Consider the following 12,871-nt stretch of genomic DNA (forward strand, 5'->3'; position numbering starts at 1 on the left):
GCCATCGATCAGGAGATTGTCATGCCCCTTGCGCAATTGATCACCCCGCAGCAGTTGGCCGAGCGTCTGGGCTCGCCCAAGTTGGTGATCCTCGACTGTCGCTTTGCCCTCGAGGATGTGGACTATGGCCAACGCAGTTACGCCCAGGGGCATATCGCCGGGGCGCACTTTGCCGACCTGGACCGTGACCTTAGCGGGCCGGTGAGCAAAGGCCGCACCGGGCGCCACCCTTTGCCGGATGCGCGGCGCCTGGTCGAACGCTTGCGCGAGTGGGGCCTGGACGATGACAGCGAGGTGGTGCTGTACGACGATGGGCCGGGAGCCTTTGCCGCTCGTGCCTGGTGGTTGCTGGCCTGGCTGGGCAAGCGCAGCGGCGTGGCGATTCTCGATGGTGGGCTGAAGGCGTGGCATGCCGCGCACCTGCCGCTGAGCCTGGACTCGCCGCCAAAGCGCGAAGGCACTTTCAAGGGTGAGCCGGATGCCAAAATGTTGATCGATGCCGATCACTTGGGCAAGCGCCTGGGTGCTACGGACCTGACCTTGCTCGATGCGCGCGCGTTGCCACGTTTTCGTGGCGAGGTGGAGCCGATCGACCCGGTTGCCGGGCATATTCCGGGTGCCCGGTGTGCGGCCTTTACCGATAACCTAGGCGCTGACGGGCGCTTCCTGCCAGCGGGCCAGCTCAAGCAGCGCTTTGCCGAACAGCTGGCCGGGCGTGCGCCGGAGCAGTTGGTGTCGTACTGCGGGTCTGGGGTAACGGCTTGCCATAACCTGTTTGCGATGGCGCTGGCGGGGTACCCGCTGGGCAAGCTGTATGCGGGTTCGTGGAGCGAGTGGATCAATGATCCGCAGCGTGGCGTGGCTACTGGCGAGTAAGCAGTTCGAGTTGAGCCCTGTGGGAGCGGGCTTGCCCGCGAAGCAGGCGCCGCGCTGGATGGCACCGGCAATGCCGGTGTTCGCGGGCAAGCCCGCTCCCACAGGGATCGTGCAGCCTTTACGAATCAGGGGTTAGCTACCGTCGACCAGCCACTGCGGAATCCGCCTCTCCAGGTAATATCCCGGGTTGCGCAGGCTGCCATCGACAAAGCCCACATGCCCGCCGCGCCTGTGCAGTTCGAAGCGGGTCTGCGGTGCCAGTTCACGGGCCGTAGGAAGGCTCTGGCCGGCCACGAACGGGTCATCGCTCGAGTGGATGATCAGCGTAGGCGTGCGGTTCTGGCCAAGGAAGAAGTGGCTCGATGAGCGGCGATAGTAGTCGTGCGCATCGCGAAAGCCGTTGAGCGGAGCAGTGACTTTGCCGTCGAAATCCCAGAACGTGCGCAGGTTGGTCAGTTGCCCCAGGCGCTCCAGTGTCGCTAGCCGTTCATGCTGGCCCTGCTCATGGAAGTGCCGCTGCTTGAGCTGGACATACGCCAGCATCTCGCGCATGAAATGCGCCTGATACACCTTGGAGAACCCCTGGCCGATACGGTCGGCACAGTGGTCCAGGCGAAACGGTACCGACACGGCAACTGCTGCTTCCAGCTGGCTGGCAACGCCGCTCTCGCCCAGGTATTTCAACAACACATTGCCACCCAGCGAGTAACCCACCGCATACAGCGGCGCCAACGGGCGCTTTGTGCGCAGGTGGCTGACAATTTCCGCCAGGTCTTCGCTGGCGCCGGAATGATAGCTGCGCGGCAACAGGTTGGGCTCGCCTGAGCAGCCACGCCAGTTCACCGCCACGCTGGCCCAGCCGCGGCTGTGCAGCGCTTGCTGCAGCCCTTTGACGTAGGGTGAGTGGGACGAGCCGGTGAGCCCATGCAGCACGAGCACCAGTGGCGCTTGTACCTGATGCGGGCCATGCCAGTCGAGGTCGATGAAGTCGCCGTCGGCCAGCCATAGCCGCTCGCGGTCGCGCTGCAGTTCAGGCAGCTTGCGCCACAGGGGGCCCCACAGCGTCTGCAGGTGGGGGTTGGACAGGCCGACGGCTGGGCGAAACGTGGTGGGTGTACAGGGCATGCTGGGCCGCTCGTGATGTGCCTGCCTAGAGTGCCATGAAACGCCTCAGCTGTACCTTCGCTATTGGTCGGTTGGTAGCGGTTCCGGCAGGGGCAGCTGCTCGGTTTCGGGGCCAGTGGTGACAAGAATTTCCGGCTGGCTGAGCCAGACTTGTGCAACTTCACGCAAGTCTGACGGGGTAAGCGCACTCAGTTTGTCGATAAAGCTGGCAAGGTGGTCAGCCGGCAAACCCTGATGGCTGTGAGTTGCAAGCGCAGCGGCCAGTTTCGCGTTGTCTGCGAAGTCATGGTGCAGTTCGTTGGCTATCTGGTTCACCGCCATGTCGCACTCTTCTTGGCCGGGGCCATTTTCGCGCAGGCACGCCAAGATGGCCGACACCAGTGCGTGCGATGCGTCCCTGTACTGGGGCGCGATGTCCCAGTGGATGTACAATACGCTCGCGGCGTCAAGCGGCCTCAGGTTGGACTCGATCGCATATGTGAGGCTGCGTCGGTTACGCAGCTCTTGCGTCAGGCGGGACTCATAGCTGCCGCCGAGTATCATGTTCAGCAGCATGAGTGCCGGGAATACAGGATCACGTGGCGATACAGCCGAAACCACAGCCAGTATTGCCTGGGTGTTGCTGTGAGTGGCCTTCAAGTGTCGGGCCAGTGGCTGATGCCTGGCTACTGGCGCCAGGCCTTGCGCGGCCCACCGTTGCGGCAGGGCTTGCACCAGGTCGGTGATCAGTTGCTCTGCCTGCTCGCGGGTCAGGTTGCCCACCAGGCCAATGTCGAGGTTGTTGGCCGAATAGGCCTGTTTGTGAAAAGCCCTCAACTGTTCCAGGCTGATACTGTCGATAGCGTCAGTTGCCGAGCTGGCCGCGTAGGGGTGCCCATTGAACGCATGAGCCCTGATAGCCTCGGCCATTTGCATTACGGGATCTGCGCCTCGCCTGGCCCGGTAGGACTTTATCCGTTCGCGGATCTTTGCTACTTCGGCTGCCCGGAAGGCAGGGCGTGCCAGCATGGCGGTAAACAACCGCATGACACTGGTTCGAAGCGTTGGCAAGCTCAGGCAGCGCAAGGTGATGGTGGCGCTGTCGTCGCTGATCTTTCTGCTCAGGATCGCGCCACACCCGGCCATCTGTTGTGCAAATTGCGCTGCATCGTGCTGTTCAGTGCCTTGGTCCAGGCTATACATGGCAAGTGCAGCAAGCCCTGGGCTGGTGCCATCGAGCACGCTGCCTGCGCGAAAACGCAACACCAGGTCGAACATTGGGCGGTCGTGCATTGCGATGAAGCTGACTTGCGCACCTTCGTCGGTTTGCCATCGCTCAGGGGTACCGTGCAAGGGCGGGGCCTTGGCGAGGTCGATGTTTTTGGCAGATTGCAAGTTGGCCATGGCAGCGACAGCGGTATTGCTGGCGGGGCGATCGCACAGCAGTGCATGACCGGCGAGGAAAAGGTTCTGGTTCATGCTGGTGCTCCTGACCGAAGGTAGGTGGTGGTCAGCCGTTCGCGTCCCAGATAGGTGAGCGCCACCTGCCGCACCTGCGCGCTGTCGAGGTTGAGGACGATAGAGGTGGATTGGTCAATGACGCCCGCAGGCAAGCCGGCAGCGGCCACTGCGCCAATCTGTGCGGTCAGCGAGTTGAGGTCGTCCATATTGAACAGATGCCGCGCAAGCATGCGCAGCTTCGCCTGTTGCAGATGATCTTCCGCCAAGAGCGTGGTACGGAGCGCGTTCACCTGCTGGTAAATGGCCTCGGCAGCCTGCTCAGGGGTGGCGTTAGAGGTGTTCACATACCCCGAGATTGTCAGCAGGGTGTCGCCCCGCATCAGCACATCGTAGGTCACGGCGACGCTTGTGAGCATGCGTTTGTCCCGCACCAGGTCGCTATAGAGCATGGCGCTGAATCCTCCTCCCAGCACCTCGGCAAGCAGTGTGAGGGTGGACGCGGTTGTCGGGTCGGGGGCAGTGGCAATTCCTGGAACATTGAAGGACATCACCAGCCCGTCGTGTAACCCGGGCATACGTACGGTATGGCTGCGTTCCTGCAGGGATGCGGGGTGGCGTGGGGTTGGGCTATCCGGTATGGGCCACCTGGGCAAATCAGAAAAGTAACGCTCCACCTGCTGCCTGAGCATGGCAAGGTCAATGTTGCCCACTACCACCAGTGTGGCGTTATTGGGCCGGTACCAACTGCGATACCAGTCTCGTAGCCGCTCCAGCGTGATGTTGTCGAGGTCTGCCGGTGATCCGTAGGCAGGATTACTGTAAGGGCTGCTGCCGTGGGCCAGGGCGCTATGTTGGTCGTAGGCCTGGCTGACTGGCTGGCTTTCGTAATTGAGCCGGCGTTCGTCCTTTACCGCCTTGACTCCCCGCGCCATCTCGGTTTGGCCAAAAGTGGCGTTGTTCATGGCGTCGGCCATGACTTCCAGGGCAATTGGCAGGCGAGAGGCCGGTAATGACATCTCGTATGAAGTGGCGTCCGCAAGCGTAGAGGCATTGGCGTTGCCGGCAATGCGCGCTATCACTCGGGAATACTCGCCGGCTGCAAGTTTGCTGCTGCCCTCGAAGATCAGGTGCTCTAGCAGGTGTGACAGGTTGCTGTGGCCTGCGGGCTCGTGGCTGGAACCAACGTGGTACCAGAGCTGGACTGCCGCCAGCTGAGTGCGGTGGTTTTCCCGCAGGTACACCGACAAGCCGTTGTCCAGCTGAAAATGCTGCAATTGCGGGGGCGCGGCCGCCACGATGGACGCTAGCCCAGCATTGACCTGTTCAAGGTCGAGGAGGGAGGGATGGGGTAAAGGCATCGCTGAAGTGCTCCGGTCTGTTGACCGGGAGTAGCTTCAGCGAAAGGCCTGACCAGGCGGCGTTAGATAATTACCCCCCGCTGCCAGAGCGCGTAGTGCACCTGGCCGGTTTTTTTCTCACGGTGCAGGCGCCAGTTGCCCGGTAACTGCAAAGTCGAGGGAGCGGCCTCGCTTTCGGTATAGACCCATGCCTGCTCGCCCAACCACTGGTTCTGCTCCAGCAGGTTGCAGGTGTTGGCCAACAGGTCCTGGTGGAATGGCGGGTCGAGGAACACCACATCGAACTGCTGCTTGGCCGGGCCTAGCAGGTAGCGCAGGGCATCGGTTTGCAGGATTTGCCCGCGTGGGCAGCGCAGGATCTCGAGGTTGTTCTTCAGGTTGGCGATGGCTGCCGGGTTGCTGTCCAGCGCCACGGCGTCCTTGGCCCCGCGCGACAGGGCTTCGAGCACCAGTGCGCCACTGCCGGTGAAGGCATCCAGCACGTGGGCACCTTCGATGTAAGGCGCCAGCCAGTTGAAGACGGTTTCGCGCACGCGATCAGGCGTTGGCCGCAGGCCTTCGCCTTCCGGTACCGCCAGGCGGCGGCTGCGCCACTCGCCGGCGATGATGCGCAGGTGGCCCTGGCCCTTGCTTTGGCCCGGTTGTGGGCGGGCGGGAGGGGTGGATCTAGGCATTAGTGCTCCGGTACCCCGAGCGGCTGCTCGGAAGGCTTGTCAGTGGGGGCTGGCAGCGGTTTTTGTGGCACTTTCGGGCCAACGGTGACGATCACCAGTTTATCGGCTGACAGGTGTTTGTTCATGGCCGCCTTGACCTGCTCGACGGTGAGGGCCTGGGACTGCTGCATGAAGTCCTCCAGCCAGGTCAGTGGCAGGTTGTAGAAGCCGATGGCGCCCAACTGGCCGACGATACTGGCGTTACTGGCGTTGGACAGCGGGAAGCTGCCGGCCAGTTCGCGCTTGGCATCGTCCAGCTCTTGCTGGGTAGGGCCGGCCTTGAGGTAGTCGGCGAGAATGTCCTGCACCAGCTTGAGCGTACCCTCGCTGAGTTCGGCACGGGTTTGCAGGTTGATCATGAACGGGCCGCGTACCTGCATCGGGCTGAATACCGAGTACACGCCGTACGTCAGGCCGCGCTTTTCACGCACTTCGCTCATCAGCCGGGTGCCGAACGCGCCGCCACCGAGGATCTGGTTACCCAGCGACAAGGCTGGCCAGTCCGGGTCCTGACGGTCGATGCCCAGTTCGGCCAGCATCAAGTGGGTCTGCTTGGAGGGGAAGTCGATGTGGGTCAAACCGGCCTTGGCTTCGCCTGGCTGGGCAGGAGCGGCAAGCGCCGGGCCCTTGGGCAGGCCGGCAGAAACCTGGGCGGCAATGGCTTCGGCCTCGGCGCGGCTCAGGTCACCGACCAGGGCAATGACCGCATTGCCGCCGGTATAGGCCTTGGCGTGGAAGGCGCGCAGTTGTGCCAGGGTGATGCCGTTGATGCTTTCGGCGGTACCGTCACTAGGGTGGGCGTAAGGGTGATCGCCGTAGAGCTTGCCGAACAGCGCCTTACCCGCAATCTTGCCGGGGTTCTGCTTCTCGTATTCGAAGCCGGCCAGCATCTGGTTCTTGATGCGTTTGAGGGCGTCTTCGGGGAAGGTCGGTTTGCCGGCCACTTCAGCGAAAAGCTTGAGTGCCGGTTCGCGCTTGTCCTTGGCGCTGAGGCTGCGCAACGACGCCACGGCCATGTCGCGGTAGGAACCGTTGCCAAAGTCTGCGCCCAGGCCTTCGAAGCCTTCGGCGATGGCGGTCACGTCCTTGCCGGCCACACCCTCGTTGAGCATGGCGTTGGTCAGGGCGGCCACCCCGGGTGTGCTGCCGTCCTGGCTGCTGCCCGCGGCAAACGTGACGCGCAGGTCGAACATGGGCAGTTCGCGGGCTTCGACGAACAATACCCGCGCGCCTTCGGCAGTGTTCCAGTGCTGGATGTTCAGCTGACGCCGGCTGGGCGCCTTGCCATCCAGCTCGGCCAGCGATTGCAAGGTGTTGGCCGGGCGGGCGGCGCTGCTGTCGGCTTTAGCGGCATTGTCGGCCATGGCCGGTGCGGCCAGCACTGCCGCCAGCGCCAAGGCGCGGACACCCATGGCCAGCAGGGTTGGGCGCGGTGCGTGACGATCACTCATGAGCGGACTCCTCGGGCAGTACATGGGCAACGCTCAGGCGTTCACGGGTGAAATAGGTGCGCGCGGCGTCCTGGATGTCCTGCGGGGTGACACGCTTGAGCTCGTCCAGCTCGCTGTCGATCAGTTTCCAGGACAGGCCGACGGTTTCCAGCTGGCCGATAGTGGTGGCCTGGCTGCTGATGGAGTCGCGGTCGTAGACCAGCCCGGCAATTACCTGGGCGCGTACGCGTTCGAGCTCTTCTGCAGTGGGCGGGGTGGTCTTGAGCTCGTCAAGCAACTGCCAGATGCCTTTTTCGACATCGGCGAGGGTTTTCTGCTTTTGCACGTTCGGCGTAGCCGAGATCAGGAACAGGCTGTCGCCGCGAGTAAAGGCGTTGTAGCTGGACGAAGCACCGGCCACCAGCTCCTGGCCACGTTCCAGGCGGGCCGGCATGCGGGCGCTGTAGCCGCCGTCGAGCAGGGCCGAGATCAGGCGCAGGGCGTGCACGGTACGCGGGTCTTTGGCGGTGGGCAGGCCGGGCACGTTGAAACCGTAGATCAGGCTGGGCAGCTGCGTGCGTACATGCAGGGTCAGCTGGCGCTGGCCAGGCTCGGCCAGCTCAAGTGGCAGTTTGGCCGGCGGTACCGCGCGTTTGGGAATGCTGCCGAAGTACTTCTGCGCCAGGCCCTTGACCTCATCGGCAGTGACATCGCCGACCACCACCAGGGTGGCATTGTTGGGGGCGTACCAGCTTTCGTACCAGTGGCGCAGTTCCTCGACCTTCATGCGCTCAAGGTCGGCCATCCAGCCAATGGTCGGGGTGTGATAGCCGCTGGCCGGGTAGGCCATGGCGCGGAACAGCTCGAATGCCTTGGCGTTGGGCTGATCGTCGGTGCGCAGGCGGCGTTCTTCCTTGATCACCTCGATTTCGCGGCTGAACTCGTCGGCGGGCAGGCGCAGGCTGGCCAGGCGGTCGGCTTCCAGTTCCAGGGCCACGGGCAGGCGGTCACGGGCCAGCACCTGGTAGTAGGCGGTGTAGTCGTCGCTGGTGAAGGCGTTTTCTTCGGCGCCCAGGTCACGCAGGATGCGCGAAGCTTCGCCAGGGCCGATTTTGGCGCTGCCCTTGAACATCATGTGTTCCAGCGCATGGGACAGGCCGGTCTGGCCCGGGGTCTCGTAGCTGGAGCCAACCTTGTACCAGATCTGCGAGACTACCACCGGGGCGCGGTGGTCTTCGCGCACGACCACTTTAAGGCCGTTGTCGAGGATGAATTCGTGGGTGGGTTGCACATCGGCGGCAAAGGCCGCGAGCGGCAGGCAGAGCGTGCCAAGCAACAGGCCAGCGGCGCGGCGGGCTAGAGCATTCATACGGTGTTTAACCTGTTCGGCGGCCCGCTGGGTTTAGCGTCGACGGGCCAGGAGGTGCTAGGATACTGATCCGGTTGCCTGGCGACCATGCCTGTCGCCGTTCTGGCCCACAGGACACCAAGACAAAACGTTGCGCATGAACCAGCCGGCTTCAAGATAGTCTGTTCTGCGTAGAGAGAATTCCCGATGTGCCGTTGCTGGCTCATCGCTACCCTGAGATAGCCGTCCTCCATGTTTGGTTCCAACGACGACAAAAAAGCGCCGGCCGAGGCTGGCGAAAAGAAAGGCCTGTTCAGCTGGTTTCGGAAGAAGCCGCAGCAACCTGTCGCCGAACAGCCACAAACGCCTGACCCCCAGGCCGCAGAGCCTGTAGCGCCGCAGCCCGCCGTCGAGCACCCTGAAGCTGCTCCGGTAGAGACGGTGGTGGCAGAAACCCCCGCACCTGCAATCGAGGCACCCCGGGCTTTCGAGCCGGCACCAGCCCCTGAACCTGAACCTGCCCCAGTGGTTGCGCCGGTCCTCGAGCCTGCGTCTGCGCCGGTGCCTGAGCCTGCCCCAGTGCTTACCCCTGCGCCCGAGCCAGCACCGGCCCCTGTGGGAGCGGGCGTGCCCGCGAATGCGGAGCCTGCACCCGCGCAGGTCGTAACCCCTGCGCCAGCACCAGCCCCGGTCGTTCAAGCCGTCGAACCCCCGGTCAGCAACCTGGTCCTGCCCGTTGCCGAGGAGCCCGTCGCCCTCGTCCCTGACCTGGAACCCAAGGCCCCGCCGGCGATCCCCGAGCGCCCGGTGGCCGCACCTGCAGAGCCAGAGCCAGAGCCAGCCCCTGCCACAGCCGTTACCGAGCAAGCCAAACCAGGCTTCTTCGCCCGCCTCAAACAGGGCCTGTCCAAGACCAGCGCCAGCATCGGCGAAGGCATGGCCAGCCTGTTCCTGGGCAAGAAAGTCATCGACGACGACCTGCTCGATGAAATCGAGACCCGCCTGCTGACCGCCGACGTCGGTGTGGAGGCCACCTCGGCCATCGTCCAGAACCTGACTCAAAAGGTCGCCCGCAAGCAGCTGGCCGACGCCGATGCCCTGTACAAGTCGTTGCAGGAAGAGCTGGCCGCACTGCTGCGCCCGGTCGAGCAGCCGTTGAAAGTCCAGGCACAGAACAAGCCCTACGTGATCCTGGTGGTCGGCGTGAATGGCGCCGGCAAGACCACCACCATCGGCAAGCTGGCCAAGAAGCTGCAACTGGAAGGCAAGAAGGTGATGCTGGCGGCGGGCGATACCTTCCGTGCCGCGGCGGTCGAGCAGCTGCAGGTGTGGGGCGAGCGCAACCAGATTCCGGTGATTGCCCAGCACACTGGCGCCGACTCGGCCTCGGTGATCTTCGATGCCGTGCAGGCCGCCAAGGCGCGTGGCGCGGACGTGCTGATCGCCGACACCGCCGGCCGCCTGCACACCAAAGACAACCTGATGGAAGAGCTGAAGAAGGTTCGCCGGGTCATCGGCAAGCTCGACGCCGATGCGCCACACGAGGTGCTGCTGGTGCTTGACGCCGGTACCGGCCAGAACGCCATCAGCCAGGCCAAGTACTTCAACCAGAGTGTCGAACTGACCGGCCTGGCCCTGACCAAGCTGGACGGCACCGCCAAGGGCGGGGTGATCTTCGCCCTGGCCAAGCAGTTCAATATTCCGATCCGCTTCATCGGTGTCGGTGAAGGCATCGATGACCTGCGCACCTTTGAAGCCGAGCCGTTCGTCAAGGCTCTGTTCGCCGAGCGAGACTGACCATGATCCGATTCGAACAGGTTGCCAAGCGCTATCCCAACGGTCATGTGGGTTTGCATGAACTGAGTTTCCGGGCGCGCCGGGGCGAATTCCTGTTCGTCACCGGGCACTCGGGCGCCGGCAAGAGCACCTTGCTGCGCCTGTTGCTGGCCATGGAGCGCCCGACCAGCGGCAAGCTCATGCTGGCCGGGCAGGACCTGGGCCAGATCAGCAATGCGCAGATCCCGTTCCTGCGTCGGCAGATCGGCGTGGTGTTCCAGAACCACCAGCTGCTGTTCGACCGCACGGTGTTCAACAACATCGCCCTGCCACTGCAGATTCTCGGCCTGTCCAAGGCCGAGGTTGCCAAGCGCGTGGACTCCGCCCTGGAGCGTGTATCGCTGAGCGACAAGGGCGAGCTGTTCCCGGCCGACCTGTCCACCGGGCAGCAGCAGCGGGTGGGTATCGCCCGCGCTATCGTGCATCAGCCGGCCTTGCTGCTGGCCGACGAACCCACCGGTAACCTCGACCCGCGCCTGGCCGCAGAGATCATGGGTGTGTTTGAAGACATCAACCGCCTGGGCACCACGGTATTGATCGCCAGCCACGACCTGGCACTGATTGCGCGCATGCGCCACCGTATGCTGACCTTGCAGCGCGGCCGCTTGATCGGCGATGGGGAGGCCGGGCAATGAGCACTACACGTACGCCGAAGGTTTCCGAGCGGGTTGCGCCAAAGCCGGCCGACCCGCAACCGGCAAAGAAAAAGCGCGGCGAAGACGACGACGGCCCGGATTTCCGCACGCTGCTGCATGCGTGGCTGGAAAGCCACCGTGCCAGCATGGCCGACAGCCTGCGTCGCCTGGGCAAGCAGCCGATTGGCAGCTTTTTCACCTGCCTGGTGATGGCAGTGGCGCTGAGCATGCCCATGGGCCTGTCTTTGCTGCTGAAAAACGTCGAGCAGCTTGGTGGCTCGTGGCAGCGCGCCGCGCAGATTTCGCTGTTTCTCAAGCTGGATGCCGGTAGCCGCGACGGTGAAGCGCTGCGTGACGAGATCAAGGGCATGCCCGGCGTGGCAGACGCGCAGTTTGTCAGCCGCGAGCAGGCGCTGGAGGAATTCCAGCAGCAGTCCGGCCTGGGCGAGGCCTTGCGCGAACTGCCTGACAACCCGCTGCCTGGCGTAGTGGTGGTGACCCCGAGCGAGGTCGACAAGCCGGCCCTGGAAGCGTTACGTCAGCGCCTGTCGGAGCTGCCGAGGGTGGAGGTGGCGCAACTGGACCTGGTGTGGGTCGAGCGCCTGGCGGCCATCCTCAAGCTGGGTGACCGTTTCGTCTTCGGCCTGGCGGTGATGCTGATTTCTGCCTTGCTGTTAGTAATCGGTAACACAATTCGTCTACACATTGAAAACCGCCGCATCGAGATCGAGGTGATCAAGCTGGTAGGCGGCACCGACGCCTACGTACGCCGGCCTTTCCTGTACATGGGCGCCTTGTATGGCCTGGGTGCGGGCCTGCTGGCGTGGGGCATCCTGGCGTTTGGCCTGAACTGGCTGAACGAAGCGGTTGTAGGGCTTTCCGGCCTGTATGGCAGTGATTTCGCACTGGGTGGAGTGCCTGCGTCCGATGGTCTGTCCCTCTTGATCGGAGCAGTGTTGTTGGGGTATATCGGTGCATGGATTGCCGTCGCTCGTCATTTGAACGAGCTGGCGCCGCGATAGTTTTTACGTGCCAGCATTGACATTTTCTTCACCATGGAACTTGTACCGTCGTTCCGGGTCAATGTTGGCAGCGCCCACAAGGCGCGAGTCTGGTAAGTCGGAGGTTCTTGAATGACCACATCGTTGCAACCTGCCTATGCCCTGGTGCCCGGTGCAAACCTGGAAGCCTATGTGCACACGGTCAACAGCATCCCGCTGCTGACGGTCGAGCAGGAGCGTGATCTGGGCGAGCGTCTCTATTATGAGCAGGATGTCGAGGCCGCTCGTCAAATGGTGATGGCCCACCTGCGTTTCGTCGTACATATCGCCCGTAGCTATGCAGGCTACGGGCTGGCCCAGGCCGACCTGATCCAGGAAGGCAACGTTGGCCTGATGAAAGCCGTCAAGCGCTTCAACCCGGAAATGGGCGTGCGCCTGGTGTCCTTCGCCGTACACTGGATCAAGGCAGAGATTCACGAGTTCATCCTGCGCAACTGGCGCATCGTCAAGGTGGCCACCACCAAGGCCCAGCGCAAACTGTTCTTCAACCTGCGCAGCCAGAAGAAACGTCTGGCCTGGCTGAACAACGACGAAGTGCATCGCGTGGCAGAAAGCCTTGGCGTCGAGCCGCGTGAAGTGCGTGAGATGGAAAGCCGCTTGAGTGGCCAGGACATGGCCTTCGACCCGGCAGCCGAGGCGGATGACGACAGCGCCTTCCAGTCGCCTGCGCATTATCTGGAAGACCACCGGTACGACCCGGCGGTGCAACTGGAGAATGCCGACTGGAGCGATAACTCCACCAGCAACCTGCACGAAGCACTGCAAGGGCTGGACGAGCGTAGCCGCGATATTCTCTACCAGCGCTGGCTGGCAGAAGAGAAGGCCACGTTGCATGAGCTGGCGGACAAGTACAGCGTCTCGGCTGAGCGGATTCGCCAGCTTGAGAAGAATGCGATGAACAAGGTCAAGGCGTTGATTGCGGTCTGATCGAGCCTTGGTTGCACAGAAAAGCCGCTGGCCCTGACTGGGTGAGCGGCTTTTTTTATTTGTGTTGGATGTACTGGCCTCTTCGCGGGCGCGCCCGCTCCCACATGTAGGGCGCAAGTCTC

At 63.3% G+C, this 12,871-nt stretch carries 11 protein-coding genes; 5 read left to right on the top strand and 6 right to left on the bottom strand.

The window, feature by feature from the left end:
• Window positions 1–21: 21 nt before the first annotated feature.
• The gene (locus ACIQUI_RS03985; RefSeq protein WP_403195112.1) at window positions 22–876 is read left to right on the top strand and encodes a sulfurtransferase; all 855 of its coding nucleotides are present in this window, start codon (window positions 22–24) and stop codon (window positions 874–876) included.
• Between the two features lie 132 nt (window positions 877–1,008).
• Here ACIQUI_RS03985 and ACIQUI_RS03990 read toward each other — a convergent pair whose 3' ends face one another.
• The 6 genes from ACIQUI_RS03990 to ACIQUI_RS04015 form a co-directional block, all read right to left on the bottom strand.
• Complete coding sequence (locus ACIQUI_RS03990; RefSeq protein ID WP_403195114.1) at window positions 1,009–2,001, bottom strand: hydrolase; 993 nt, start codon at window positions 1,999–2,001, stop codon at window positions 1,009–1,011.
• 60 nt (window positions 2,002–2,061) lie between these two features.
• Entirely contained in the window at window positions 2,062–3,459 is a 1,398-nt protein-coding gene (locus ACIQUI_RS03995) for a M16 family metallopeptidase (protein ID WP_403195116.1), read from the bottom strand.
• The gene (locus ACIQUI_RS04000) at window positions 3,456–4,799 is read right to left on the bottom strand and encodes a M16 family metallopeptidase (protein WP_403195118.1); all 1,344 of its coding nucleotides are present in this window, start codon (window positions 4,797–4,799) and stop codon (window positions 3,456–3,458) included. The genes ACIQUI_RS03995 and ACIQUI_RS04000 overlap by 4 nt, the downstream gene beginning before the upstream one ends.
• A 62-nt stretch (window positions 4,800–4,861) precedes the next feature.
• Window positions 4,862–5,473, bottom strand: a complete 612-nt coding sequence (rsmD, locus tag ACIQUI_RS04005; RefSeq protein WP_403195120.1) for a 16S rRNA (guanine(966)-N(2))-methyltransferase RsmD — start codon at window positions 5,471–5,473, stop codon at window positions 4,862–4,864.
• The gene (locus tag ACIQUI_RS04010; RefSeq protein ID WP_403195122.1) at window positions 5,473–6,963 is read right to left on the bottom strand and encodes a M16 family metallopeptidase; all 1,491 of its coding nucleotides are present in this window, start codon (window positions 6,961–6,963) and stop codon (window positions 5,473–5,475) included. Before ACIQUI_RS04010 ends, rsmD begins: the two co-directional genes overlap by 1 nt.
• The gene (locus tag ACIQUI_RS04015) at window positions 6,956–8,311 is read right to left on the bottom strand and encodes a M16 family metallopeptidase (protein ID WP_403195124.1); all 1,356 of its coding nucleotides are present in this window, start codon (window positions 8,309–8,311) and stop codon (window positions 6,956–6,958) included. The genes ACIQUI_RS04010 and ACIQUI_RS04015 overlap by 8 nt, the downstream gene beginning before the upstream one ends.
• A 231-nt stretch (window positions 8,312–8,542) precedes the next feature.
• On the opposite strand from ACIQUI_RS04015, the gene ftsY reads away from it, so the two are divergent.
• The 4 genes from ftsY to rpoH all read left to right on the top strand — a co-directional run bounded on the left by ftsY (window position 8,543) and on the right by rpoH (window position 12,749).
• Window positions 8,543–10,087 carry a signal recognition particle-docking protein FtsY gene (ftsY, locus tag ACIQUI_RS04020; RefSeq protein WP_403195125.1) on the top strand — a complete coding sequence of 515 codons (1,545 nt, stop codon included), beginning with the start codon at window positions 8,543–8,545 and terminating at the stop codon, window positions 10,085–10,087.
• A gap of 2 nt (window positions 10,088–10,089) precedes the next feature.
• Entirely contained in the window at window positions 10,090–10,761 is a 672-nt protein-coding gene (gene ftsE, locus ACIQUI_RS04025) for a cell division ATP-binding protein FtsE (RefSeq protein ID WP_391126549.1), read from the top strand.
• Window positions 10,758–11,783, top strand: coding sequence for a permease-like cell division protein FtsX (gene ftsX, locus ACIQUI_RS04030; RefSeq protein WP_403195127.1), 1,026 nt, complete (start codon window positions 10,758–10,760; stop codon window positions 11,781–11,783). The genes ftsE and ftsX overlap by 4 nt, the downstream gene beginning before the upstream one ends.
• A 111-nt stretch (window positions 11,784–11,894) precedes the next feature.
• Window positions 11,895–12,749: an RNA polymerase sigma factor RpoH gene (gene rpoH / locus ACIQUI_RS04035; RefSeq protein ID WP_391126544.1), complete on the top strand. Its 855-nt coding sequence runs from the start codon at window positions 11,895–11,897 to the stop codon at window positions 12,747–12,749.
• Window positions 12,750–12,871: the final 122 nt, after the last annotated feature.

This window comes from Pseudomonas sp. NPDC090592 (genome assembly GCF_044769185.1).
Lineage (GTDB): Bacteria > Pseudomonadota > Gammaproteobacteria > Pseudomonadales > Pseudomonadaceae > Aquipseudomonas.